Consider the following 23,538-nt stretch of genomic DNA (forward strand, 5'->3'; position numbering starts at 1 on the left):
GTGTGATTGCTGACACGATTGCGCGCTCATGCGATCTCCGGCGGTGTGTGTCGGAGTTGTAGCGGCGATCGTCGTAAATCGACTTGGTTTTTCGCAGCGGTCAGCCTCGCCCCGCCTTCAAGGCGCTGGTTCGGCGTGGATAGGTCAATATCGGCGTGGATAGGTCAATATGTTGGATCGGATTGGTCAAGCTCACCAGGCAGGTAAGAGAGAGGGCAAATTACGTATCGAATGTGCGATCCGATTCCGATCTCCACGCCGTTTTCAAACGAGTCCCAAGCCGCTTCGCGATCGGGGCGACTATCGATCATCGTTGCAATCAGCATGAATTCAGGACACTCTCGTTCGCCGTGCTCAATGTTCAACGCGTGAGATTCCATAATCAGGATCGCGTTTTTCCGGCTGTTCACGACGAGGCGCCGATGCTCTCTCGTCCAATGCTCGGTTCCAACTTTCGGCGCAATGATCTTTTGGGCGACCAGCTTACCCCGCTCGGCACCAAAGCCCCAGAGTTCGTCAGTCGACATCACTTTCAACTTGTTCAGATCGGTCAGCGCGCCCAGTTCCTCAAGGGTCATCATCTTCTTACTTTCTGCGGCGTTCATTGCGTTCATATCCGTTGCATATTGAATTGTGCGGCGGTCTGTAGCGCAGCCGGAAGCGGTCTGCGTCGGTTTCGCGACGAACGTTCCGCGCTATGGCCGCCGGACCGGGGGACGAAGGCCCAAAGTTCGATTGCAAGGCTTGCCATCCAAGCGCGTTCACTCGCCGCTCGATTCGACGATCGTCCATGCGCACCGTTCTTCGTGATAGCGAAGAGAGGCCTCGGCTGGCGTGTTGTCCTGCGTTTTCGGCGCTCGCAAACGGCGGCTAGCCGCCTCCAGAAACTGAGGTCGGGCACAGAGGCTGGATCATTGCGTTTGAGTTGTACTCGGGATGGCAAGCGATGTGGCGACGACGGACGAGTTCCCTACAGGCTTACTGGCCTTGGCCTTGGCACCAGGGATCGGCGCCGCCGGGATGCCCACCTCTTTGAACCCCTTGGCCAGCAGCTTTGGCCTAAGTTCCTTCAGAGCACTGTCCGGCACAGCCACCCACAACAGATCTCGGGCCCGGGTCGCCGCGACGTAGCCAATGCGACCAACCTCCGTGCTGACACCGTCCAGCAGTGCCTGCGCGTGCTCCTTAAGGGTCATGTATAGCACGGCGTCCAAGCTTTCTCCCTTGGCCTTATGAACGGTGTCGACCCGAAGCGTCCTGACATCGCTGTCGGCCAGGTCCTCGGCGCTTGCGAGCGGCGCGTTCGGCAGAGCCTTCTTGGACAGCTTGCGACCGATGTTGTCGGTCGGCTTAAGGTCGAACTTTGACTCGAGGCTGGCCAACAGGACCTTGACGCGGCCCAGCAGCAAAGCGTGCCACTGCGTGTCTGCGACCAGCGACGAGGAAGGCAGGCCAGTGGCCGGGTTGCGCGTAAATGCCCAGATTGCCTTGCGGAGTTCCCGGTCCGCCGCATCACTGGAAGGTTGCGTAATTTGACTCGCCAGGCCATGGGGTGCGTTGTCCAGTAGCGCGACCACAGCGACGGCTACGCGTTGAAACGCCTTCAGGAAGTCCTTTCGCCGGTCGCGCAGCAACGCAGCGGCCGCGAAAGCCTTGACGAGGCCTTGGCCGGCCGGCGCTTCGTCGCCACGCAGCGTATCGGCGAGACCATTTCCCCTGCAGAGGACGGCTGAGCGCGTGATGTCTGCGCCAGCTGCGGACATCGCGCCCTGAAACGCGGTGATGAGTTGTGGGTGCTGGTTCCGCTTGTAACCAGTGAAGAAGACGCCATGCGGCGTGCTGGGGGCAGCTCGCACCGCGACATCGATACGACCGCAGAGGCCATTGGCAAGATCCACTATGCTGGGGGTCGACCGAAAGTTCCGTTCAAGTGAGTGCTGCTTGACGCTGGCGCGTTGGTGGTAGTCGGTCAGGAACGTACCGTCGGCGCCCGCGAACGCGTAGATGCCTTGGTTGGGATCGCCGATTAGCGTCACGCATGAGCCGGCGCCGATGAGCAGCTCCAGGATGGCCTGGTGCACCGATCCAATGTCCTGCGCCTCGTCGATCAGGATGTGTGGATATCGGCGGACCAAGGCGGCAAGGAGCTCGGGACGTTCCTTCAGCGCCCGGTATGCCCAATACCGTCCCAGGTTATGCGTATAGGCGCCGGTGCGGCCCAGCTTCGCAATGAGGTTGCGCGCTGTGGACGCGTCCACCAGCTCGATCTGGTCGTTATAGACGTGGAAGAACACCTCATCGCCGTTCACGAGTGACAGGTGCAGCGCCGTGATCGGCTGAGGAAAGGACGATGTCGAGAACTTGAAGCCCTCGAGAAAGGATTCGCTGCCCGTCACCAGGAATGCCGCCCGTGCGGACTTCATGGTCCGGTGGCCGTGAGGGCGAATTATGTTGGTGGTGATGAAGCCGTCCAGTGTGTCGATGTCGACCCTCGACCGGCCGGCGCTGGAAGGCAGGCTGCTCGCAAGGTCGTCATAGGCTTTGCGGAAGGTGTCGACGGCCACGTTGGAGAACGACAGCAGCGCCACGCGGCCGCGAGCCTCGCCGAGATTGCGCCGCATTCGCACGAGGCGGTGCACGGCCGTCTTGGTCTTACCGCTGCCGGCGCAGGCGATTACGCACAGCGGCACCATCGGCGCGTCGACGACCGCTTGCTGCTCTGGTGTCAGCCCGCTCATGGCTTCGGGGCCTCCGCCATTCTGCAAGCGTGCTGAATGGCGGCCTGGATGTAGGTCGGAACGGTGAAGGCCACCTCGTCGTCCGAAATGATCTGGGCCAGCGATTGGGCGAAGCTGCCTTTCTGGACGTTGTTCTTCGAGCGTTCGAACATGCCGCAGAAGAGTGCCCTGGCCTTGGCCGCATCGCCAACTTCTGCATCAACGGTGGCAGTCAACGACTTGGCGATCCTCGGATGCAGCTCGGCCAGCGCCTTGAGCATGGCCGTGCGGTTGTCCGACTCCAGGGCCAGGTCGTACTCGAACGTTTTCAGGCCGTGGAACACCTTGACATGCGTGTCCTCGCGGCCCTTCATCTTGGCGGTATTGGCGGACACCGTGATGACATCTCCGGGCGCTGGATACACCGGCTCGGGATCGTCGTCCTCGCCTTCGTTTACTGACTCGTCAGCGGTTGGGCCGGCCGGCGATGACGGGGATGTGCCTCCCACTGCCACCGCTCCCGCCGCGGCTGGTGGTTCGGCCTCGGGCGGCACCGGGTCGGCGTCGGTGAGGATCGCCACCGGAATCTTCAGCGCCTTGTCCCCAAAGAGGGGAAGGAACGAGTCGAAGTTCAAACCCTCGACGCTGATGAGACTCACGCCATGCTGGCGCAGATCGCAGCCGACGCGCTTGGCCAGCGCGTTGACCATCATTAACTCGGCCGCGCCCTCTACGAAGATCAGGCGACGAGCGAAGAATAGTTCGGCGCGCGTGACGTCGAGGTAGCGCTCGAGCTTCTCGCGCTTACCCTTCTCGAAGACGACGCTGCGCGGGAGGAAACTCTCGACCGTGGTACCTGTGTCGACCAGGCATACCAGGCTGTTCAGGTCGGCGATGCTGGCAAAGTTCGGCGAATGGCTTGTCACAAAGAGCTGGACGGGCTTCTCGCCTTCGACGGCCTGGATGGACTGCAGGTACTGCAGCAGCACGGCCTGGAGTTGGGGATGCAGATGCGCCTCGGGCTCCTCGACGATCAGGCTCCGATAGCAGGAGTCGGGGTTCTTGGTCAGCTCGCTTAGCACTACTGCCATGTAGATCAGGTTGTTGAAGCCCAGCCCGTTCTGCTCAATCTCAAAGGCATCCACCAGCAGCGACAGCCGGGACTTCAGGCTCTTAAAGTCGCTGGCGCTCAGGCCGACCTCCAACAGCTGCGCGAGCTGCGGGCCCAGCATCGTTTTGTGCCGGGTGTTGATGGCCTCATGCGTATTGACGATGGGAAGGTGCGCCTTCAGTTTGCCATCGAGTTCCTGCAGCGCCTTGTTAATGCCATCGATCCCGGTCTCGTCTGCCAACAGTTGTAGCAGTCGCGCGAGCTGACTGGTCCGGCTCGGCTTCAGGCCTTGCGAGGCATCGCGTAGCGGCGGCAGGTACACGCCCCGCAGGTTTTCCATCATGTCCGCCGTCAGGCCCAGGTCTTCGTGCTCGCCACACCACCGCTTGGCGCGCAGGCGGCCGGCCTTGTCGGCGTCTGAGTAGCGGATTCTAATATGTGCTTCCAGGCTGCCGGCCGCGCCGGGCACCAGCGCGGCTAGGAAGTCCGCTTCGTCGTCAAGGCTGAGCCCGCTGAACACGTACTCGAACACGATGTCACCGGACGGAGTGCCGCCGTGAGGGCGATGCACATCCTCTTCGCAGAGGCGCGGATAGGGTTCGTCATGCCCGGCCAGCAGCGCGCGCAAGGCGTCGACCACTGCCGTCTTACCGACGTTGTTGCCGCCGACCAAGACGTTCAGGCCGGGTTGGAATGACAGCTCCGCATACTTCAGCTTGCGGAAGTTCTTGATGACCAGTTTGGATAGGTGCATTTTTTTCCCCTTGTCGAGCATCTTATCCTGACAGTCTGCCGCGGGCCGCTTGCGAGAGATCGTCGCCTCGCGGCGCTATGACCTCACACTCGGCCAGCTCTTCGTCGCCGTGCTGCTCTCGCGAAACTCCGCTGAGCCAACGCCGACTCAACGGGAGATCGATACCTATGCCGAGCGGATCGAGAACTGGGTTTCGCAAAAGAACGACGACTAGAGCCAAGCGCACAGTGGCCGCGACTACCGGCTACTTCCAGTGGTGCTAGTCTCCCGTGTATCCGCGAAAGCCAACCCGGGCCCAGTGCCCGGCGCGCTCACCGTCCAATACCAAAAGGCGTCGCCGCCTGCCCGAGAGACCATGCCCAAATACGCCCCCCTCGCAGATTACCTTAGGACGCAGGATCGCCCAGAGGTCGAGTTGTCCTTCGAAGAGATTGAAAAGATTATCGATGACGATCTGCCGCCCACAGCCACTGTGCATCGTCCGTACTGGTCGAACTCAACGGCCCAGGATGGACACCCGGGCCGCTTCTGGGTCGCTGCCGGTTGGCGGCAGGTGCGATTGGACATGCCTCGTAAGCTCGTGACATTCCGGCGCGAGCAGGTGATCGAGTCGACACTCGAGAGTCTTCGGCCACGCACGAAAGGCCTGCTCTACGATCTGCTTCAGGATGCCGGGTTTCCTGTCGACGAGTGGCACCGCACGGCGCGCGACAACCCCGTCGAGAACTTCCGCTCGAATCCACGATTCTGCTATGAGTGGTCATTCGGGTCGCTGCGCGATGGCTTTGCTCTCTGCCTCTGGTATGAAAACTTGACAACGGATCAGGGTGGCCGGATTGTCTTCGATGGCAATATCCGCGACACGCGTGACGAGTTGCTGGAGATCGCGCACGACGAAGAAGCTGAAATGGACGCGCGGCTGCGTGCACACGATCAGGTCGGCCGAGCACGAACGCTAGACGAGGCGATCCAGGAATCGTGGGAGCGTTCGATGCCCGTGCGGGTCATCATCTGTGAAGGTGACCGGCGGCGCGCAGGCGACCTAGATCAAAGCGCCTCGTCGGTGAGGCTGCGGCGTCTGGATGCCCTTGAGTGGTACGTCCACGCCTACGACAGGGAGACGGGAGCATGCCTGATCGTTCGCGGGATCGAACCGGAAGTGTCGGGCGCGGGAGACGGGAAAGACGACGCATTCAATGAAGACGACGTCTATGAGGAAGTGCAGAACCGTGCCATCAAAACCCGTCGCGGACAGCGCGATTTTCGCGAGCGTCTTTTGAGGGCATACCGCAAGCGCTGTGCGGTCACCGGCTCCCTCGTCATCGATCTGCTCGAGGCTGCGCACATCGTGCCGCATTCGGTCATGACCGACTACAACACGCGCAACGGGTTGTTGTTGCGCGCGGACATCCACACGCTCTTCGATCTACACCTTCTCTCGGTGGACACCCGGTTCGGAGTACATGTGTCGCGCTCGCTCAAGCACACCGAGTACTGGCAGTACCACGGAAGGGTGCTGCACACTGTACCCGAACTGTCCCAGGATCAGCCCGGCGCGCTTGCACTGGAAAAGCGTCACGCTAGTTTTCTGGAGGCCGAGGCGGCGCTCGCGGGGTAATTTCAGCCTCCAGAACAGATCGGTTGAACTTGGCATTTCGACAGTAGACCCTAGTCGCCCCTTCTTTGGGCGGCTAGGTGGCCTTTCAATGATTAGCACTTCGTATCAATTAATACTTAATTTGACACTTCGCGTCGCCGCTACGACCTTGCCATTTTCGGATGGGTGCAGTTAAGTTGAAAAACGAAGCAATATCGCTAGTAGGCGCTAGCGATATTCTGCTCATCGCGGACATGTCGTACTTGCTCGCACGATTTGGCTGAACTGCGAGCGGGAATGGGCGCGATCACTTGCTGAAGATCGCGATCAGGACGGCTTTTGCTCAGGCGCTTCGGGCTCGCCCGTAACCTCGTCCCGCGGGACCACGCAACCGGCGATTCCCGCACCTTGACATACATCGCCAATCACGGCGCTGGACGATCGTCTGATGAGCGTTGCGGACGCTTGGCTCGTGTACCAGCCGAGCGGCGCCATGTGGGTCGACTCGATCTCCTCGCAGCGTGGATCATCACTCGTTACGATGCCATAGACCTTTTCCAGATTGATCTGCACAGGATTCAGGCAATCTGTCGGGCCCTGGCAGTTTCGCGAGCTCTGGGCGAGGCGCTCCTCGGAGTCCAGCGCATGCGCGGAGCGCGCGCTCAGAAGCGCCAGTACGGACGTGGGAACGTGGGACGTTTTAACTGCTTTCTGCTTGCAGACAAGCTTCGCGAACGAGGCATCCTGCGCATCCGGCGGGTTGCCGTTGATGTCGAGCAGGAACGGACGCGTGTCTGCGCCGGAGGCAAAATTCGGCATATGCTCGGCAAGCGTCTGGCCGCCTGAGTTGTCGGCGTAGCCGCCGTCGACGAGCCGGTGAGGGTGCTCAGCATCCGGCGACGGAAACGCGCCCGCTGGGGAGATGATCGGAAAGCGCGCGCTGTGCAAGACGGCTTCTCCGACCGGCATCGAAGATACGTCGTGGTTACCAGGCGTCGGCAGGCTCGTGTAACCGGAATCGTTGCGTACGTTTGAGAACCAGCTGCGCGTACCGGAATCGGCGTCCGTCGTATTGAAGTACACCTCCGGTTGCGGCGAGATCGCGCCGTCGAGCCGCGCTATGGGCATGGCGAGCGTGACCAAAGGCTGATAGCTGCTGTCAGCCCTCATGAGATCCGATGATTGCAGGGCCTCGAAAAGCGCGTCGTTCCAGCTCCGGAGCATCGCCAGGCCGCGCTGCGGATATACGGCCGGAACGAGGTCAACACTCAGCATTCTCGCAATCACGGGCGACAAATGGTCCTGCACGAGGGCTCGAGTCACGACTTTGGTGAGTGGTGTCCTGCGGTCGCCCATCTTGCAGTTCTTCCACAGGCCGCGTGGCTTGAGCTCCTGGCGCGCTGCAAGATAGACCGCGACGCCGAGGCTGCCGCCGGAGACGCTGCTTATCACTCGGATGTGCTCGCCAAACTGGCCGCACGAGGCATCGTCCGCGAGGGCTAGGACCTGTGCCGTATAAATAGCCGCGCGCAGACCGCCCCCATAGGCGTTGACGATCACGTTTGGTGTGCTGACCGTCGCGGCGGAGGGCGGCGCATTCTGCATCGTCGGCGCAACGAGCGCGGTGGACGACGTCGGGTCTTCGAGTGTTTCGTAACCCAGCGGCTCGTGAAAGATGATGCTTGCGCCGAGGAATGCGACGATCACCACGAACGAGGTGAAGCCGGGCACGGCGCGTGAAACATGACGCAACAGTAGCTGGATGCCGCTAATCAGCACGACTGCGGCAGCGAGGAACAAGGTCACGGTTGCCGCCGAACCGATGCCACGGATGAAGCCCGTGCGGCTGAACGCGAGCGCGCCGAGCGCACCGAAGCCAAGCACGATGAAGGCGATGACCTGAAGGGCCACCTCGCGCAGACGCAGCGCATCGTTGGCTTCCGGAAGGACTGTCGAGAACAGCTTGACGACGATCGCGCGTCGCGCCACCAGGAACCACAACAGGGCGGCGGGCAGTAGCGTGCAAAACGCGGAAAGCACGCCAACCTGCCAGGACGGGCTGTAGCCGATCAACAACCCGCATGAAACCGCGAACGCCACCACTCCGATCCACATTAACGCCGCGGTGCCGGCGCGCCTGCGGGGACGTATCGCGCCGCTCATGAATAGCAAAGGCCCGGCTAGACCGAACGCGACCAGCGCGAGTCCGCCGGTGCCGTGCCTGCCCGGCTCGACGTTCGCGAACATGAGGGCACCCATGGCGGCCGCAAGCGCGGCGACGCCGTACGAGCGCGGCAGCCATTTGATCGCGTGGCGCACGCGCTTTTCGTCCTGCGAGACTTCGGGTTCCTCGTAGTGCGCCTGGCGGGGCTGGAAGTCGCGCAGTTCCCAGACCATCGGCATGCCGAGCCACGCCTCGACGGTGCAGAGAAGCCGGGAGCAATACCAGACGGCGAGCGCGACCAGCACTGATCCAAAGAGATAGGAAGTCAGCGCCGAGATCTCCCATTGCGGCTTCGAATCGCTACCGGACGCATCGGACACCGACTCAGCGAAACCGCCGAGGATGTCACGACTCTGAGGCACGAGATAGAAAAGCGCGGCGAGAATGATGAGACAAACCGTGGGAATCAGCGCTCGGCGCAGGCTTAGAAAGAGCCACGGCATGATCCACGCGATCGAGCGGCTCAGCCAGTTATGGTCTAGTTCCGCCGGATTGACAGCGAACGGCTTGTTCTTGATCTTCGGAGTGTCCATGACGCGTCCCACTCTTTAGGGTTCGTTCCATGCGCCTGGACGCGCGCGCGGCGGGCGCCGGGCGGTCGACTCGTCGGTACGGCTTGGCGATTCAAAAGTTAGGCGACGTCCCATGCGCTGGGAGCAATTAATGACCGCGTTGCACGATGGATCAGTGACGGTATATGCCTCCGACACCGGCTGGATTTTCAGGTTGGTCACTCGGATTGGATTTGACTGTGCGGTAACGCACATCTCATAGCGTAGAACTCGATAAGTTTGTCATCGGCTCGACCCAGTGTGGATGCGATCAGAGCCGAGCGTGTTGAATGATATGAACGCCCCCGACCCATCGCTGTGTGTCGCGTCGGCAGCACGTCAGTGGCCAGCGGCCGCTACCGAATAGAAATCGGTGATCATATTGGCCTACTCAGCCGGAGGATCCATCATGACGCATACGATCGTACGTGTGGCCATCGAAAAAACGTAATGCAGGTGCACTGGGTGGATCCGGAAACCGGCGAGATCGTGAACAGACCTATTAAGCGGGCGGCGTTTCTCGAATACTTCGCGAATCGCAGGCCTTATCTCATCGGGATGGAATCCTGTAGCGGATCCCAACACTGGGCGCGACGATTGAAAGAAATGGGCCATCAGGTGAAGCTGATGCCAGCGAAATTCGTCAAGGCGTGCCGTTGTAGCTTGAAATGGCGTGCTCAATCAGTTCCTCAAGTTCATCAAGCGAGATGTAGAGGCGCAGATTGCCCTGGGGTCGGCAAGCGCACGGCGCAGCCCTTGTGGGTGAGAAACCGAAGCGATGCTAGCCCGGCCGGAAGCTCGTGGAAGTTGGCTCTAGGCAGCTTCCTTGCTCGCCTATTCGTTGCTACTGTTGCTACTCCAAGAAGCAAGCGTTTTGTCAAATAGCAAAGTCCCGAGTCGAAGGCAAAAAAGCACTAGAAAATCGTGCGCGTAACGAAGAATTGTAATTTTGGTCGCATAAAATTCAACACCAGATTTTGGCGACTCACCTGCATGAACGTATTGGTTTCTTATTGCGTAGACTAGTGCGAGTGACTCTTGAACCGAAAACATCTCATGGTTGGTGTATCGATTAAAAACGTGAGATAAAAATTTCCTTTGCTCAGCAGACGTGGCGCCAACTTCAAGATGATTTACGTATTTTTGCAGATCCGTTCGATATTTTGAGTTGCCATGAACTTCATCATCCGCCATGCCCCAGAAATCGAGCATAACGTCAAAAAAGTCATACTGTGATTCCAATTCAGATAATACTTCGTCTTTTATCTTGTCAACTTTCGACTTTGATCCTTTCGTCAAACCAAATGACTCACAGGCCGCGAGTAGCGCCTCGTAGCAAAACCATTTATTACTAAGTCGAAGTGTAAGTCGAGACACTTCTCGCGCAGACTCTGTTTCGGCGTGTCGAAAAGTCGAGTCCAGCGAGATCTTCGTGGCAAGTGAATTATTTAGCCGGATATCGAAAAGTCGAAGATTTTTTTCCAGCTTTCCTTCGCCAGCGTCGCTCAAGTGTGAAAACGAGTCTTCATAAAGATCGTAAAACCATTGGTAAAATTGCTCTCCCTCCGTAGTTGTCATAGGGTTATTTTTATGCATCGCTGCTTGAGTATTCATTTGTGGCAGTAATTTTTGTTTGATATAAAAATTCGGCACTTAATCAGAGACTACTGTGCTACTGGGCGGCAGTCTCTGTGCTACACCGCCCTTCCGCCGATCCGGCTCGCTGCTGCGCGCCTGCCATAACGGTCTTTGGTGCGATCAAGGTTTCAATGGGCAGTGCTTGTTGCTGCAATGAATCCTTCAGTCGTGATCTTCAAGTTTGATATTACCAATATCCACGATATTTATCGATGCCTCATTGACGAACGCGAAGTTTTCAAGATCCTTTAGTTTGTCTTTGAAAACCGAAATGCCAACGGTTCCCGTTACAACGATCGAGAACTCATCCTCGGCCAAAGGAACGGTCTTTGTCATGCAGCGGGTGTCGATCCCTTACAGCCGCCGATCGCCGCCGACGCTACCGGCAGTCTCGGGGTTCGAATGGCGGTTTCAAGACGTAGAGCCGCCGACTGAACGTCCTAGCGATGTATCGAACGAACGACGCTTCCTGGCCGACGTCTGCCTCACGCGGCCGGCTCTGGTTGATCGTACCCACGAACCGTGGACAGCTTGGCTGTCCGATTCAGTCACTGTGAGTCTGCCTTCGAGTCCAATATCGGTCGGTCCTGAAGTTGTGCCCCCGCCACGGCTGAGGCTGCGCTGGCCACCGTCTCGTCACCAGCAAGCTTTCTGACCTCGGATGCGCAATCGTCGGACGCTGCAACGTGCGCCTGGGTAAGCAGCAACTGAAGCCCCGCGATCTTCTGCTGATCCTGGGCCAACAGTGATTGGCAAGCGGTTTCCACCTGGTGCAGCCCACTGTGGTCCAGGATCGATTGGAGGTGGGTGGCCATCCGCTCCCGGTCTTCAACCACTGGGGTAGGCTGACCCAGAACGCGTAGGGCCTCCAGCACTGCGGGCTGACACGCACCAGTGTAGGTCAGCACGCGGTCACAGACCGGTGGCAGTACCCACGTGGGCGCATGCACTGTCTGCTGAGTCCACAGTTCGTTATCGACCTGGTGATGAATGCCCTTCGCACGTGGTGCCCACGCTCCATGATGGTGGCCATGACTGCGCATTCTGACGCCGACACGGTACAGGTGGTGACTGCCGTGTGTGCCGCGGGCGTGATGGACCACCGCCTGTCCCCCGTGCGCGCGCACTGTGTGCCGGATGTGCTCGGTGTGTTTAGTCGTCTGATGCTGGTGGCCGTGTGCGTCAGCCATGGCGGGGACCAACAGCGTTCCCGCCATGATGGCCGCCACGTTAATAGCTGTTCTTGCGCTGTTGTAGCCCACTACACAATCCTATTAGTCTCTGTCTTCACAGCACACGTTAACGGCAGTCTATGCGGTCTGCTTTACCCCACACAGTCGGGGAGCCTGCCGAAGCTCCAGATGACTATCTAAATCTGTTCAATAAGTGCTCAGACGAATATTGCGGTCTACGAAAGCGCTCGCACGTGGCCGATTCCGCGTGCGTTCTGAGCCGGTGTAATGATCGGCAAGGTGGCCTTCAGGCATGTCCCGTGCGGGAATTGGCATGGGTACACGGACATCACTGGAGGGCGACTCATTATGAAAAATGCCAGACACTTTATTGCGCTTGCTGCTGTGCTTCCTGCAATTTTCTCCACGCCCTCAATGGCGGCGGCCTGCATGGAAGGTGCCGCTGTCGGCGGAGTGACAGGACACGTTGCCGGGAAGCACGGCACGGCTGGAGCAGCCGCCGGATGTGCCGTCGGGCACCATGAGGCGACGAAGAAGCAGAAGGAGAAGGCTGCCAGTCACGCTGCCGAGAGCCAACCGGCGAGCCAGTAGGCGTCGAACAGGTCCGATACGAGTGAATTCGCGATGCGGCGCGCGTGATGCCGCCGCACTTCGCCTGACTCGGGTTTATGGGACGACGGGGCTGGGGCTGCAGGCGGGGGGGCAGGCGGATTGGTCGACCCCGGAGTTTTCTTTGAAAATCCGTTCATTGTGATAAGAAGGATTATCTTCACGGCTGTGTTCATCGTCGATTTTATTGAAACACTGGGGCCCGTTCGATGCTCCGGTCGGCGGCAACGATCGTTCCAGACGATCCCGGAGCATGACCGACGCACCGTGGGCTCAGGCCTGTCTCGCGCTGTCGACACGCCGCGTTTTACGGCACGATAAGGGCGTCACTGGATTCATTGCATTTGGCCAGCCTTACCTCTCACCATGTCGGATCATTTTGAACTCGTTGCGATCGCATTGCCCCGCGGCTGTGCTCCCGAATCACTGCCGGCGTCGGTCGCAGCGCTGGTCGCCGCCTGCTGGCCGGGAATGAGCCGCGCGCAGCTGCTCGATCGTGGGCGTCGGCTGGGCCTGCGTATCTCGTTGCGTGTACTGCCGGAATCTGGCCCGGATGGCGTGCGTCTCTATTTGCTGGTGCTGATGACAGGTGAGGTACGGACCGAACTTGTCGCCCATGTGCGGCGTGTCGTGCGCCGGCGCTCCGCTCGTCGCGCGAAGGCTTCGCTGCCACCGCTGAGGGATGTACGGCAGCAGGGGCTGTTTTCCTGAATGACGTCCGGTTGGTTGGAGCGCAAGGTCGGCCACCCACCGGTCGCGTCACCATAAAGCGGGCTATGATCGCCGTCACCGTATTTCATGTCTGGGAGGTAATCTTGGCGACGTTCAAGGAACTGAAAGCACAGATGGCCAGGCTCGAGGAGCAGGCGGCGGCCGCCCGCGCTGCGGAGTTCGAGGAAGTCCTGGCAGATATCCGGGCAAAGGTAGCCGATTATGGGTTTACGGAGCGGGACATTTTCGGTCGCGGGCGGGGGCGCCCGCGAAAGACCGCCGCGGGTGTTTTGCCGCCCAAATATCGTGACCCCAAGACGGGGGCGACATGGTCGGGCAGGGGACGGGCGCCTGACTGGATCAAGAACGCAAAGAGCCGCGACAGATTTCTGATCTCGCCCTGAAGGACTGCTTCGGTGGCAAGGCAGCGGGCAACCTGCCGAAAAATTCGGAAATCCCCGACTAGTTTCGCTATTCACATGCCCTCGGGACGAAGACTCTCGCGTTCGCAAAGGCGAACAGCTTCACAGCCGAGGCTGAGCGTTACGATAGCTCTTGCGGGCGATTGCGCAGGAGGAGCGTGGCTCACGGCGCAAAACCCAGTGGGTCATATCGACCCACGCGGACCGTTCCGGTCATTACGCTTTCAGCGCTACCAAGTCTGCCTTTGGAGCCTAAATCTGATGCGTATATCGCTGATCGGAACTGTCCACGCCGAAAGTGGACGCGCCAACTTGGCGGAATTGCGGACGATCCTTGAACGCCTACAGCCGGACGTCATCTTTGCTGAAATTCCCACTGCCAATCTTGCTGACTATCTAGACGGCTCTCACGGCAATTTCGAGTCTGCTGCCGTTGCCCTCTATCGCAAGCGCCGTCCAGTCGACGTTGTACCTGTGGACTTGAACAAACCAAGCGACGAGTTCTTCAGAAACTCTGAGGAGATGTTCAAAAAGGTCGAAAGGACGTGCCCTGAGTATCGCCGTCTGATGGACCAGACTGCCTCGACACCACGGTTTTCCATACCTCAACAGCGATCGCTGCGCCCAAGCATGGACAGCCATCTACGACGAGGTGCGTGCAGTGCAACCGTCGAATGGATCGGCGACGCCAGATTGGGACAGATCTATGCTCTATGGAGCGAGACAAATGACCGTCGCGAACTGAGAATGCTAGAGAACATCAATGGCTATTGGAGCCGCGGCGCACTCTCTCATGGAGTGCTTCTCCTTGACGCTGGGCACAGGAAAGCCATGGTGGAGAAGGTGCAGGAGCAACGAGGCGTCGGTGCACCAGGAGTCTCATGGAAACTTGAAAGCTCTCTGGAATAGGCGGTGTGAGGAAATGTCCGCTTCTCGCCGATGACTGCCTGATGGCGAAGGCACGGCAGGCGCGCCCGCGTGTTCAGATGATGCCGCCGCGCGCGAGCCTTGGGCAAGCTTTCGGCGTCAGTTCGCGGGCGCTGGTGGCTATTGAGCCGACCTGATAAGCGTTCTACTCGTGATCAAGCCGTGGCAGGTCCGCGAGCGTTCGGCGCGTATCGAAATCTGCGTCCACCATTTCGATGCCTTCGCGTCCGGCCTCGTCGACGACGCGGCGGACCTCCGGCCCAGCAACGCGCTGTCCATTCAGCGGAAATACTGTTACGACGGTGTCGCCCTTGGCCAGTGCATCCACCACTTCGATTACAGGCGATGCGTGCGGAGCGACCTCGAATTGTTCTCCGCTGACGGACACCGGCCCCCAAAGCACGTGGGTGACCCGTCGCGAATTCCCGTCCATCCGAACTGCCGTAATAGCGTGCACCGCCATCGCCTTTCCTCCCTTGTTGGGGAAATCCTAGCATGAGCGAGACGATCAGCCACTTGGGCACTTATCGATGCCGCGAGCCGGCGGCGCGCCCTTTGGTGACCGTTCGGACGATGTTCGTCACGCTGAAGCCGAGCAGAAGGTCGCAGGCTGACGGTCAGCGGAGGGCAGGCCGCACTGGTAGCTTTGTCTGGTAGCCACACACGTGACATTTCCAGTGAGGTCCACGTGTGGCGGGCGGCCAACATAGTTGGCGCTGACCGGCTAGATAGCGTCAAGCAGCATGGCCGGTAGCCAAAAATGATTGTCGCAGCGCAACATTGCATCGACATCGGCCTCGAGGCGCTCAATTTGGCTTGGTCCGGCCGGACCGGATCCTCTCGTGCACGTGCCGGTCGCGAAATCCCCGGATCATCGTGTGTCTCGAAACACATCCTGAAGTTGGGGGGGAACTGCATGAGAGACGAGGGAGGGCTCCTTACCTGCGAGAGATGTCCATCCTTGTCCTGGATGCGCGTATCTCCGCACGCCTTGGGATATAGCGCGGCAATAGACCGATGCCGCGGGCACGCTCGCAGCGTAGATGGAGATTGGGCTGAACGCGCCCGTGCAAGCGCCTCCGGTATGGTCGATCCAGTGCAGTTGCACGTCGTGCTGCGCACCCCGATGGCGGTGTGAACGCTCAACCGACCGGTCAAACGGCACCTGCACGCTTACGACGAACCCCGCTGCGCCGCCGCATGATGCCTACCAGGGAGCATGGAAACCGGCCGTCATCAGCACGCTCAAGACTTGGTTGCAACGATTTACTCCCACCGAAGACCACGGTCGGGTGATGTTCATATTCCGATAATCAGAATAATTATTGGATACTAATTTTGATAAAAAGAATTCTTTGACGGAAATTTTTGTTTCCGATACCTTGAATACACCTGAGCAGTCCGGGAGGGGGCCGGCGGAGCGCATCTTCAGCGTGATGACTATTTGAATCGGCGACTGGCCGGAGACATGTGATGCTACGATTTCTGACAAGAAGGATGGGGTTCGCCCTCATCACGCTTTTTAGCGTGCTTACGCTTGTGTTTTTGATCGTGAGAATTCTCCCAGGCGATCCCGTTTTGATTATTCTTGGGGATCAGGCGAGCCCTGCAAGTGCCGCCGCATTGCGCACTCGTCTTGGACTCGATCAACCGATCTTTGTTCAGTACCTTCATTTCCTTCTTCAAGCGGTTCGGGGCGATCTCGGCTCATCATTGATCTCTGGCCGGCCCGTGACCGAAGAGATCTTGGCTGTCATTCCCTCCACCCTTGAGCTGACGATTAGCTCACTGCTGCTGGGTGCACTATTGGGAGTGCCGGCCGGTGTGTGGGCGGCGGCAAAACGCAATAGAATTCCGGACAGTGTCATTCGTTTGTTTTCCTTAATTGGACTATCTTTGCCAGGGTTTGTCACGGCGATTGTCCTTTTGATTCTCTTTGCCATTCAACTGCCCTGGTTTCCGGTCATCAGCACCGGAGCTGATGACACGTTCACAGGCTGGTTGCGTGAAACGACACTGCCGACGGTCAGTCTTGCTCTTATCATGATGGCCTACATCACTCGCGTGACTCGTTCAGCCATGCTCGAGGTGTTGAGCCAGGACTTCGTGCGCACTGCGCGTGCGAAAGGCGTTAGTCCTTGGGCAGTCGTTTGGCGCCACGCTCTAGGTAACTGTCTCGTCCCTATCACGACCGTAGTCGGACTCTATTTCGGAATCCTGATTGGTAATTCGGTATTGACCGAAATCGTCTTCTCGCGCCCCGGGCTGGGCAAGCTGATCCTGACGGCACTGACTCAGCGCGACTATCCTCTGTTGCAAGGCCTGATCGTGTTTTACACGCTTATGGTCGTGGTCGTGAACGTGATGGTCGACCTCACCTATGGTTTCCTTGATCCTCGGGTACAGTACAAATGAGCGAAATTGCTTCCACGACGGAGCCGCTGGAGCGGCGCCGCAGTACTTTCTCTGCGTTCCTCTCAAGGCTGAGTTTTTCAACGTGGGTTGGCCTCGCGATCGTCGTGGCGCTTGTCCTGGCTGCAGTTTTCGCTCCGCAACTCGCAACGTTCCCGCCGGCAAAACAGAACATCATGAACCAACTTGCTCCTCCCGGGGGACAGTATCTGCTTGGAACCGACCAACTCGGGCGTGATGTTTGGTCACGACTGTTGTTCGGTGCGCGCTATTCGCTGGTCATGGGTGTTCTCGCCATTCTGACCGCCATGGTCGTGGGGACCCTGATCGGAATGACAGCTGGCTATCGTGGTGGGCGGATCGACATCATTCTCATGCAGGTTATGGATGTCATCCTTGCGTTCCCATCGCTGATCTTGGGTCTCGCTCTAGTCGCGCTGATTGGCGCAACGATGACAAACATCATCATTGCAATCGCTTTCACCGCAGTTCCGGCATTCGCGCGTATTGCTCGCGCGGCGGTCATTACACAGCGCGATCGCGAGTATGTTCAGGCTTGCCGGGCTATGGACTTCTCCAGTCTGAGAATCCTGTTCCGCCATATCCTTCCAGCGATCGTCCCCGAGGTTATGGTTATGGCCTCTCTGTGGATGGCGACAGCGGTGCGCACGGAAGCTTCGCTTGCGTTCATCGGACTTGGGTTGGCGCCCCCGACTCCAACATGGGGTGGGATGGTCCGAGACGGCTTTGAGAGCATTCTGGGGTCGTTTTATCTCGCTCTTTTCCCGAGCATGGCAATTCTTTTGCTTGTTCTGGCTTTTAACCTCATTGGCGATGGTTTGCGGGACGCAATCGATCCCCGCCTGAAAGACGTGTCATGATGAGCGATAACTCGATTCTCACAGTTCGCGATCTCAAAATCGCATTCGGCACTCATACCGTTGTTCATGATCTCAACTTCCATGTTCCGGCGGGCAGCACGCTGGCGATCGTCGGCGAGTCGGGCTCTGGAAAAAGCGTAACGTCGCTTGCGATCATGAGATTGCTACCCGATGGGATTGGAAGGGCGAGCGGTTCAATAAGACTTGACGGTCAGGAGTTACTGACGTTGAGGGAACCGGAATTGCGGTGCGTCCGTGGTGGCAAGATCAGCATGATCTTCCAGGAGCCGATGACGTCACTCAATCCGGTCCAGCGAATTGGTGATCAAATTGGTGAAGCGATCCGCATTCACCGAGGCCTTTCAGGCAGGGAACTGCGGGAAGCTGTCCTCGACATGTTGCGCACGGTTCGTATTCCCGATCCCGAGCGCCGCATTGATGCCTATCCACATACGTTCTCTGGCGGCATGCGTCAGCGCGTGATGATTGCGATGGCACTCGCCTGTAACCCGAAGCTGATCATTGCCGATGAACCAACGACCGCACTGGACGTCACGGTCCAGTCCCAAATCCTTGCGCTGCTGAAAGACCTTCAGCGCAGGACCGGCATGTCGATGATTTTCATCACGCATGATATGGGAGTCGTCGCAGAGATTGCAGATCAGGTGCTAGTGATGCGCCACGGCCGGGTGGTCGAGCAAGGCACGGCTCACCAGGTTTTCTCGAACCCGCGCGACCCCTATACCCGCCGTCTGATCGAGGCGGCACCTAGCTTGGTCGGAAAATCAGTCGATGGAGCCATAGTGCGAAGTCCCGTCGAAAAAATGCCACTAACGTTTCGGGGGAAGGAAGCCATTCTCGAAGTTAACAACCTTTGCGTGCGCTTTCCTTCCAATTCCGGGTTGTTTGGACGTTTAACTGGAGAGGTTCACGCTGTCGAACAGGTGAGTTTTGCAATCGGTCAAGGCGAAACGCTCGGTCTTGTTGGCGAGTCAGGGTCGGGAAAATCAACGATCGGCAAAGCGATAATCAATCTCGCCCCTCATTACTGCGGAGAGGTCATTGTGGCTGGTCGGCCGGTGGATTATGACGATCCGTCCAGCCTTGGGGCGCTGCGCCGAGAAGTGCAGATGATCTTCCAAGACCCATTCGGTTCGCTCGACAACCGCCAGTCGATCGGCGATGCGATCAAGGAGCCCATGGAGGTACATGGGCTTGCTCGCGGCAAGGAAGCGCACCAGCGGATGGAGTGGCTTCTCGAGCGCGTTGGTCTTAACCCCAAGCGGGCCGGAAGCCTTCCGCACGAATTTTCCGGTGGTCAACGCCAACGGATTTGTATCGCTCGCGCGTTGGCGATGTCGCCCAAACTTATCATCGCCGATGAAGCTGTTTCGGCTCTCGACGTTGCGGTCAAAGACCAGGTCATTGATCTCATGATCGATTTGCAGAGAGAGTTCGGTGTTTCGTATCTTTTCATCAGTCATGATATGGCTGCGATTGAAAAAATATCCGATCGCGTTGCGGTCATGTACTTCGGTGAAATTGTCGAAATAGGCAGTCGCGAAGACGTGATCGGTCGACCCGGCCACGGATATACCCAGAGGCTCCTTTCTGCAATCCCCATCACGCATCCTGATCAGCGCGGAACGCGCGAGCGCGCATTGATCGACGATAGGCCGCCCCGCAGTCCAATCAAACCCTTGGGCTATTCACCTGCTCCTCAGAGCTGGGAGATGCTCTCAAACGGGCACTTCGTTCGGCGAGCGGCCGCGTGAGCGGATGACACATGACTTTTTCACGGAAAGGACGTTCATGAAGACATTAATGAAAAGACTTCGTGCATTTGCGCTCAGCGGGATCATCGGGGTCGGCCTGCTTGGATCATTTCCAGCGCTTGCTGCCAAGACAACCTTGACGGTTGGAGCCGCCGCGACCGATGTTGGTACGCTCGATCCCCACTATGCAACGAGTACCTCAGACCGAACGTTGGTAGCCTGGATCTACGGTGCGCTTGTGCGGTTTGCCCCCGGGTCAACCGATCCATCAACTATTGAGCCGGATCTTGCCGAGAGTTGGCAGGTCAGCAATGACAAGTTGATTTGGACATTCAAACTGCGAACGGGGGTTCAATGGCAAGCCGGTTATGGAGAGGTCACCGCAGACGATGTAGTCTATAGTCTCGAGAAGTCACGCGATCCGAAGCGCTCAGCCTTTTCCGCCGACTTTGCAGCCATCAACAAGGTTGAAGCGTTAGGTCCCCACACAGTTCGCATTACGCTCTCACGGCGCGTACCAAACCTGCTTGGTCTCGTAACGAATTATGCCGGCGGCTTCATCATCTGCAAAAAAGCATACGAAGAGCGCAAGGACCGTTTTGGCAGGGCGCCTGTCGGATTCGGTCCGTTTCAGACCCAATCAATCGTTGCTGGCCAGGCAGTCACCCTTATCGCGAATGACAAGTACTTTCGTGGTGTGCCCAAGATCAAGACGATCAACTATCGGTTTATGAGTAACAACGCCGCCCGGGATCTGGCGTTCGCTGCTGGCGAACTAGATGCTTCGGCAGGTCTGGCTAACAAAAGTTGGCTCCAGCGGACGACGTCTATTCCGGGTGCCGTAGTTGACGTTTTTTATCCAGCTGAACTGACTTTGCTACATATCAACATAACCAAACCGCCCTTTAATGACATACGTGTTCGCGAAGCGTTGGCATATGCAATCAGCACACAGAAAATCGCTGAGTACAGAGGCGAGCGTTTCACGCGTGCGCCAAAATCCGTGATCCCGTCCAACAACCTCGGCTATACCGATAATGCGGGAGTCTTCCCATATGACCCCGCAAAGGCGAAGGCATTGCTTGCTCAAGCCGGGTATGCAAAAGGCCTGACCTTCACGATGCTGTCCAGTCAGTTGCCGGAGTACGAGACGACCGCGCAGCTACTTCAAGGTCAGCTCGAAGAGTCAGGGATTAATGTTCAGCTGCAGCCGGTAGAGCATACGAGCTGGCATCAGATGATCAGGAAAGATTTGAGCCCAGTGGTGATCTATGGTGCGGCGAGATTTCCAGTCGCGGACATTTTCCTGACGCAGTTTTATCACTCGTCATCGATCGTGGGAACTCCTGGGGCCGTGACGAACTTTAGCCATTGCAACGTTGCGGACAAGCAGATCGACGAAGCCCGCACTGAGGCAGATCCAGCGAAGCAAGTCGCTCTTTGGCAAGAGGCTCAGCGGCTGATCATCCAGAATGTCTGCGCTATTCCATTGACAGAAACTAGTCAAGTTTGGGTACACAATAAAAAGCTCAATTGGGGCTTCGATCTGAAGGGATCGATGTCATTGGGACCGTTGGTGACGGAACAGACCTCTTTCTCCGACTGAGTGGTGTTTTTGATCGTCTTATGGTTGCTATCGAGTGAATTGTGTGACGGCATCTGCAAGCGGATGTCGCCACACGAATGAGCCGAAATCCAATAGCAAAGTGTATTTCGGCTCACAGTAGCTACGGCTTCGGCGCATTCTGCTACTTGAGACAGTCGCGTAGCTGGGAGACTTGTGACTCGGTCCAGGCATCGTTCATCATCTCGAGGGGCGCGTTGAATGAAAACGCCATGTTGACTTTGTAGATGCCGGTTTCCGCCCGCGGTAGGCCGACCCCTCCCTCGCCGAAAAAGAAGAAACCTTGATTGATGGCGTACCCGCGTCGCTTGGCGTCCAAGGCCTGGGGCAAAATGAGTCAACGGGCCGGACGGATGGATGTGCTTCATATCTGGCAGCGTTGGCTTGCAAAATCTGATTGACCGCGCTTTTCACGCTCGAAAGCTCCGGCGGTCCGACGGTGGGCGCCGAGTTCATGACCGAGGCCAGCATCCCTTGGAACTGGCCTTGCCTACTTGCGTCGACGAGGCAGGTAGTGGGCAATTGCAAGGCAGGCGTGCCCAAGCTGGCGAGCGCGACGACTGGCATGATCGCAAACACCCACGCGGTGTGACTTGGCGAAGAGCATCACCACCAGCGCGATACAGGCTCCGGCGATGCCAGTCAGAACAGACCCGCGTTTTCTCCCAGCCAGTGGGTGGCGAGGCCCGGTAGGCATCCCTGCGCCAGTGTCTGACACGTGCCGAAGGTGTCCAGCGAGAGGCCGATCCCGAGCACCGCCGCGTCCCCTGGACTTGCAATGCCGTACCTCATGAAGAACTTCTCGCGCCAGGTCGGTGCGATGAAGTAGAAGGGGCCTGCTCGCCGGCGCGACCGGCCCGGATCGCAAGGCGCCGTGGACGTCGACGCGGGATTTGGTTGCAGCCGCCGCGCGGTTCCCGGAGATCGTACAGACTCTCTTAGAGGTCGCAGGCTGCAAGGTCCCCTATCAGAAGATTACCTTCGAAGCGCTTAAGCAGCAGTTCCTGGGGCACGGCACCACGAGTCGTTTACTAAGTGTTAGCGCCGATGTAAATCTGACCCACCGGTGCGAGCAGTTTCTTAAACTGCCGCTGCTCGGCTGAAGAATGAGTGGCGTCTCCCGTTATTAGATCTTCTCGACGACCCCGCAGACGCCGAGGGCGAAAATGCGAACGGGCGATTGTGGAACACCATAGCGTAGGAGTGCCCTATGGTGTGTGATGTGCCTTGGTGTTGGAAGGGATCTGCAGGTCAATCTCGACATCCATGTTCAGCGGGCGCGATCTGCGCCGGGAAAATCCCGGAGGTCGCACGGCGATGAGATACAGCGGCGCGAACCCCCGACCAGATAGACCAAATCTTTCCATGATCCGAGTCGCGCAGCGATGTGGCGAGGAAAGCGTTGCTCTACGCACATGGTTGCGATCGCCAACTGAAAACCCTCTGCTATAGGGCATTTACGCGTTGACCGTAAAAAATGTCGATGCTACGCTATGTTCATCGATTTGATCAATGATCACATATATGAACAGTGTGAAGTCAGCGGGGCGAGTGCTTGATCTTCTTGAGTTGCTCGTCAGGCAAAGTCAGCCGATTGGGGTGAGCGAAATCGCCCGGAGAATGCTCATGCCGAAGAGTAGCACGTCAGGGCTTGTCGCTACTCTTGAGGCGCGTGGGTATGTCACGGTAGGTCCTGCAGGTGTCGAGCTTGTGGCCGCCTACAGGGACGTCGGTTGGGTTGGTGGCATGACGTCATCGGTCGTCCGCAGCAGTCGCCCCGTTATGAAGGCACTGAGTCTGCAAACGGACGAGTCCTGCTTTCTCGGTGTCCTGACCGAGGCGATGAATATACAGTTTGTTGAGAAATCTCTCCCTAACAATGCGATCCGTTACGACGTTGACTCATCGATCGAGCGCCCGGCCTATTCCACAACAGCCGGGATGGTGCTACTTGCCGGCTTGAGCGAGGCGGAGCTTGACGAATACTTTGCTATGCATGAGTTAAAAGCGCTCACTGTCGCGACGATGACCGATGAGCGGACAATCCGACGGGCTCTGAAAGAGGTCTCTTCACAGGGGTATGCAAGATTGACCGACAGCAGTGTGATCGGTGCCTCGGGCGTTGGTGTCCCGATCTTTGCCAATGGGCGGGTGGTGGCCGGGCTCTCCATAATGGCTCCGCGTGAGCGATTTCTGAAAAGTGAGCAGGCAAACATCGAGGCCGCCGTCGCCGCAGGAAAGCAGATAACCCAGGCACTTGCCTACACCAATGACAAAACCCGAAAAGCTGGCTAGCGAGCCCGAAGTCGTCATCGTGGAGCGTGAGTCATTGGCCTTACAGTTTTGCATCTACAACGGCTACTGCGCTAGTGATGCAGTGGCCGTCCGGAAG

The 23,538-nt window shown here is 58.3% G+C and carries 19 protein-coding genes and 2 pseudogenes; 12 read left to right on the forward strand and 9 right to left on the reverse strand.

Annotated features, from left to right (window positions below; genetic code table 11):
• Positions 1-164: 164 nt before the first annotated feature.
• From U5A52_RS22465 to U5A52_RS22475, 3 genes are all read right to left on the reverse strand, one after another.
• Complete coding sequence (locus U5A52_RS22465; RefSeq protein ID WP_321936267.1) at positions 165-605, reverse strand: hypothetical protein; 441 nt, start codon at positions 603-605, stop codon at positions 165-167.
• A gap of 306 nt (positions 606-911) precedes the next feature.
• Positions 912-2,738 (reverse strand): ATP-dependent helicase, encoded by a 1,827-nt coding sequence (locus U5A52_RS22470; RefSeq protein WP_321936268.1) that lies wholly within the window; start codon positions 2,736-2,738, stop codon positions 912-914.
• A complete protein-coding gene (locus U5A52_RS22475; RefSeq protein ID WP_415774039.1) occupies positions 2,735-4,582 on the reverse strand; it encodes an ATP-dependent nuclease in 1,848 nt (615 codons plus the stop codon). The genes U5A52_RS22470 and U5A52_RS22475 overlap by 4 nt, the downstream gene beginning before the upstream one ends.
• A 49-nt stretch (positions 4,583-4,631) precedes the next feature.
• On the opposite strand from U5A52_RS22475, the gene U5A52_RS22480 reads away from it, so the two are divergent.
• Positions 4,632-4,796 carry a hypothetical protein gene (locus U5A52_RS22480; protein WP_321936270.1) on the forward strand — a complete coding sequence of 55 codons (165 nt, stop codon included), beginning with the start codon at positions 4,632-4,634 and terminating at the stop codon, positions 4,794-4,796.
• A gap of 141 nt (positions 4,797-4,937) precedes the next feature.
• Positions 4,938-6,200 carry an HNH endonuclease signature motif containing protein gene (locus tag U5A52_RS22485; protein ID WP_321936271.1) on the forward strand — a complete coding sequence of 421 codons (1,263 nt, stop codon included), beginning with the start codon at positions 4,938-4,940 and terminating at the stop codon, positions 6,198-6,200.
• 306 nt (positions 6,201-6,506) lie between these two features.
• On the opposite strand, the gene U5A52_RS22490 is transcribed toward U5A52_RS22485, so the two are convergent.
• On the reverse strand, positions 6,507-8,936 hold the full coding sequence (locus U5A52_RS22490; RefSeq protein ID WP_321936272.1) for a hypothetical protein: 2,430 nt from the start codon (positions 8,934-8,936) through the stop codon (positions 6,507-6,509).
• A 468-nt stretch (positions 8,937-9,404) separates the two neighbouring features.
• Here U5A52_RS22490 and U5A52_RS22495 point away from each other — a divergent pair.
• Positions 9,405-9,605: pseudogene (locus U5A52_RS22495) on the forward strand (IS110 family transposase); the annotation flags it as partial.
• Here U5A52_RS22495 and U5A52_RS22500 read toward each other — a convergent pair.
• The 4 genes and pseudogenes from U5A52_RS22500 to U5A52_RS22515 all read right to left on the reverse strand — a co-directional run.
• Positions 9,598-9,719, reverse strand: a pseudogene (locus U5A52_RS22500) (integrase catalytic subunit); the annotation flags it as partial. The pseudogenes U5A52_RS22495 and U5A52_RS22500 overlap by 8 nt on opposite strands.
• A 69-nt stretch (positions 9,720-9,788) precedes the next feature.
• Entirely contained in the window at positions 9,789-10,568 is a 780-nt protein-coding gene (locus tag U5A52_RS22505; RefSeq protein ID WP_321936273.1) for a hypothetical protein, read from the reverse strand.
• Positions 10,569-10,754: 186 nt separating this feature from the next.
• Positions 10,755-10,928 carry a hypothetical protein gene (locus tag U5A52_RS22510; RefSeq protein WP_321936274.1) on the reverse strand — a complete coding sequence of 58 codons (174 nt, stop codon included), beginning with the start codon at positions 10,926-10,928 and terminating at the stop codon, positions 10,755-10,757.
• 212 nt (positions 10,929-11,140) lie between these two features.
• The gene (locus tag U5A52_RS22515; protein WP_321936275.1) at positions 11,141-11,854 is read right to left on the reverse strand and encodes a hypothetical protein; all 714 of its coding nucleotides are present in this window, start codon (positions 11,852-11,854) and stop codon (positions 11,141-11,143) included.
• A 279-nt stretch (positions 11,855-12,133) separates the two neighbouring features.
• On the opposite strand from U5A52_RS22515, the gene U5A52_RS43315 reads away from it, so the two are divergent.
• From U5A52_RS43315 to U5A52_RS22530, 4 genes are all read left to right on the forward strand, one after another.
• On the forward strand, positions 12,134-12,376 hold the full coding sequence (locus U5A52_RS43315; RefSeq protein WP_415774040.1) for a hypothetical protein: 243 nt from the start codon (positions 12,134-12,136) through the stop codon (positions 12,374-12,376).
• A gap of 384 nt (positions 12,377-12,760) precedes the next feature.
• The gene (locus U5A52_RS22520; RefSeq protein ID WP_321936276.1) at positions 12,761-13,105 is read left to right on the forward strand and encodes a hypothetical protein; all 345 of its coding nucleotides are present in this window, start codon (positions 12,761-12,763) and stop codon (positions 13,103-13,105) included.
• A gap of 104 nt (positions 13,106-13,209) precedes the next feature.
• Positions 13,210-13,509, forward strand: a complete 300-nt coding sequence (locus tag U5A52_RS22525; RefSeq protein WP_321936277.1) for an H-NS histone family protein — start codon at positions 13,210-13,212, stop codon at positions 13,507-13,509.
• A gap of 279 nt (positions 13,510-13,788) precedes the next feature.
• Positions 13,789-14,436, forward strand: coding sequence for a hypothetical protein (locus tag U5A52_RS22530; RefSeq protein ID WP_321936278.1), 648 nt, complete (start codon positions 13,789-13,791; stop codon positions 14,434-14,436).
• 163 nt (positions 14,437-14,599) lie between these two features.
• On the opposite strand, the gene U5A52_RS22535 is transcribed toward U5A52_RS22530, so the two are convergent.
• Complete coding sequence (locus U5A52_RS22535) at positions 14,600-14,917, reverse strand: phosphatidylserine/phosphatidylglycerophosphate/cardiolipin synthase (RefSeq protein WP_321936279.1); 318 nt, start codon at positions 14,915-14,917, stop codon at positions 14,600-14,602.
• Positions 14,918-15,927: 1,010 nt separating this feature from the next.
• Here U5A52_RS22535 and U5A52_RS22540 point away from each other — a divergent pair.
• The 5 genes from U5A52_RS22540 (at position 15,928) to U5A52_RS22560 (ending at position 23,441) form a co-directional block, all read left to right on the forward strand.
• Entirely contained in the window at positions 15,928-16,869 is a 942-nt protein-coding gene (locus U5A52_RS22540) for an ABC transporter permease (protein ID WP_321936280.1), read from the forward strand.
• On the forward strand, positions 16,866-17,747 hold the full coding sequence (locus U5A52_RS22545; protein WP_321936281.1) for an ABC transporter permease: 882 nt from the start codon (positions 16,866-16,868) through the stop codon (positions 17,745-17,747). The genes U5A52_RS22540 and U5A52_RS22545 overlap by 4 nt, the downstream gene beginning before the upstream one ends.
• Positions 17,744-19,522: an ABC transporter ATP-binding protein gene (locus U5A52_RS22550; RefSeq protein ID WP_321936282.1), complete on the forward strand. Its 1,779-nt coding sequence runs from the start codon at positions 17,744-17,746 to the stop codon at positions 19,520-19,522. Before U5A52_RS22545 ends, U5A52_RS22550 begins: the two co-directional genes overlap by 4 nt.
• Positions 19,523-19,559: 37 nt before the next feature.
• Positions 19,560-21,128 carry an ABC transporter substrate-binding protein gene (locus tag U5A52_RS22555; protein ID WP_321936283.1) on the forward strand — a complete coding sequence of 523 codons (1,569 nt, stop codon included), beginning with the start codon at positions 19,560-19,562 and terminating at the stop codon, positions 21,126-21,128.
• A 1,530-nt stretch (positions 21,129-22,658) separates the two neighbouring features.
• Positions 22,659-23,441: an IclR family transcriptional regulator gene (locus U5A52_RS22560; protein ID WP_321936284.1), complete on the forward strand. Its 783-nt coding sequence runs from the start codon at positions 22,659-22,661 to the stop codon at positions 23,439-23,441.
• The last annotated feature ends 97 nt before the right edge of the window (positions 23,442-23,538 follow it).

The organism is Paraburkholderia sp. J8-2 (assembly GCF_905220195.1).
Taxonomy (GTDB): Bacteria; Pseudomonadota; Gammaproteobacteria; order Burkholderiales; family Burkholderiaceae; genus Paraburkholderia.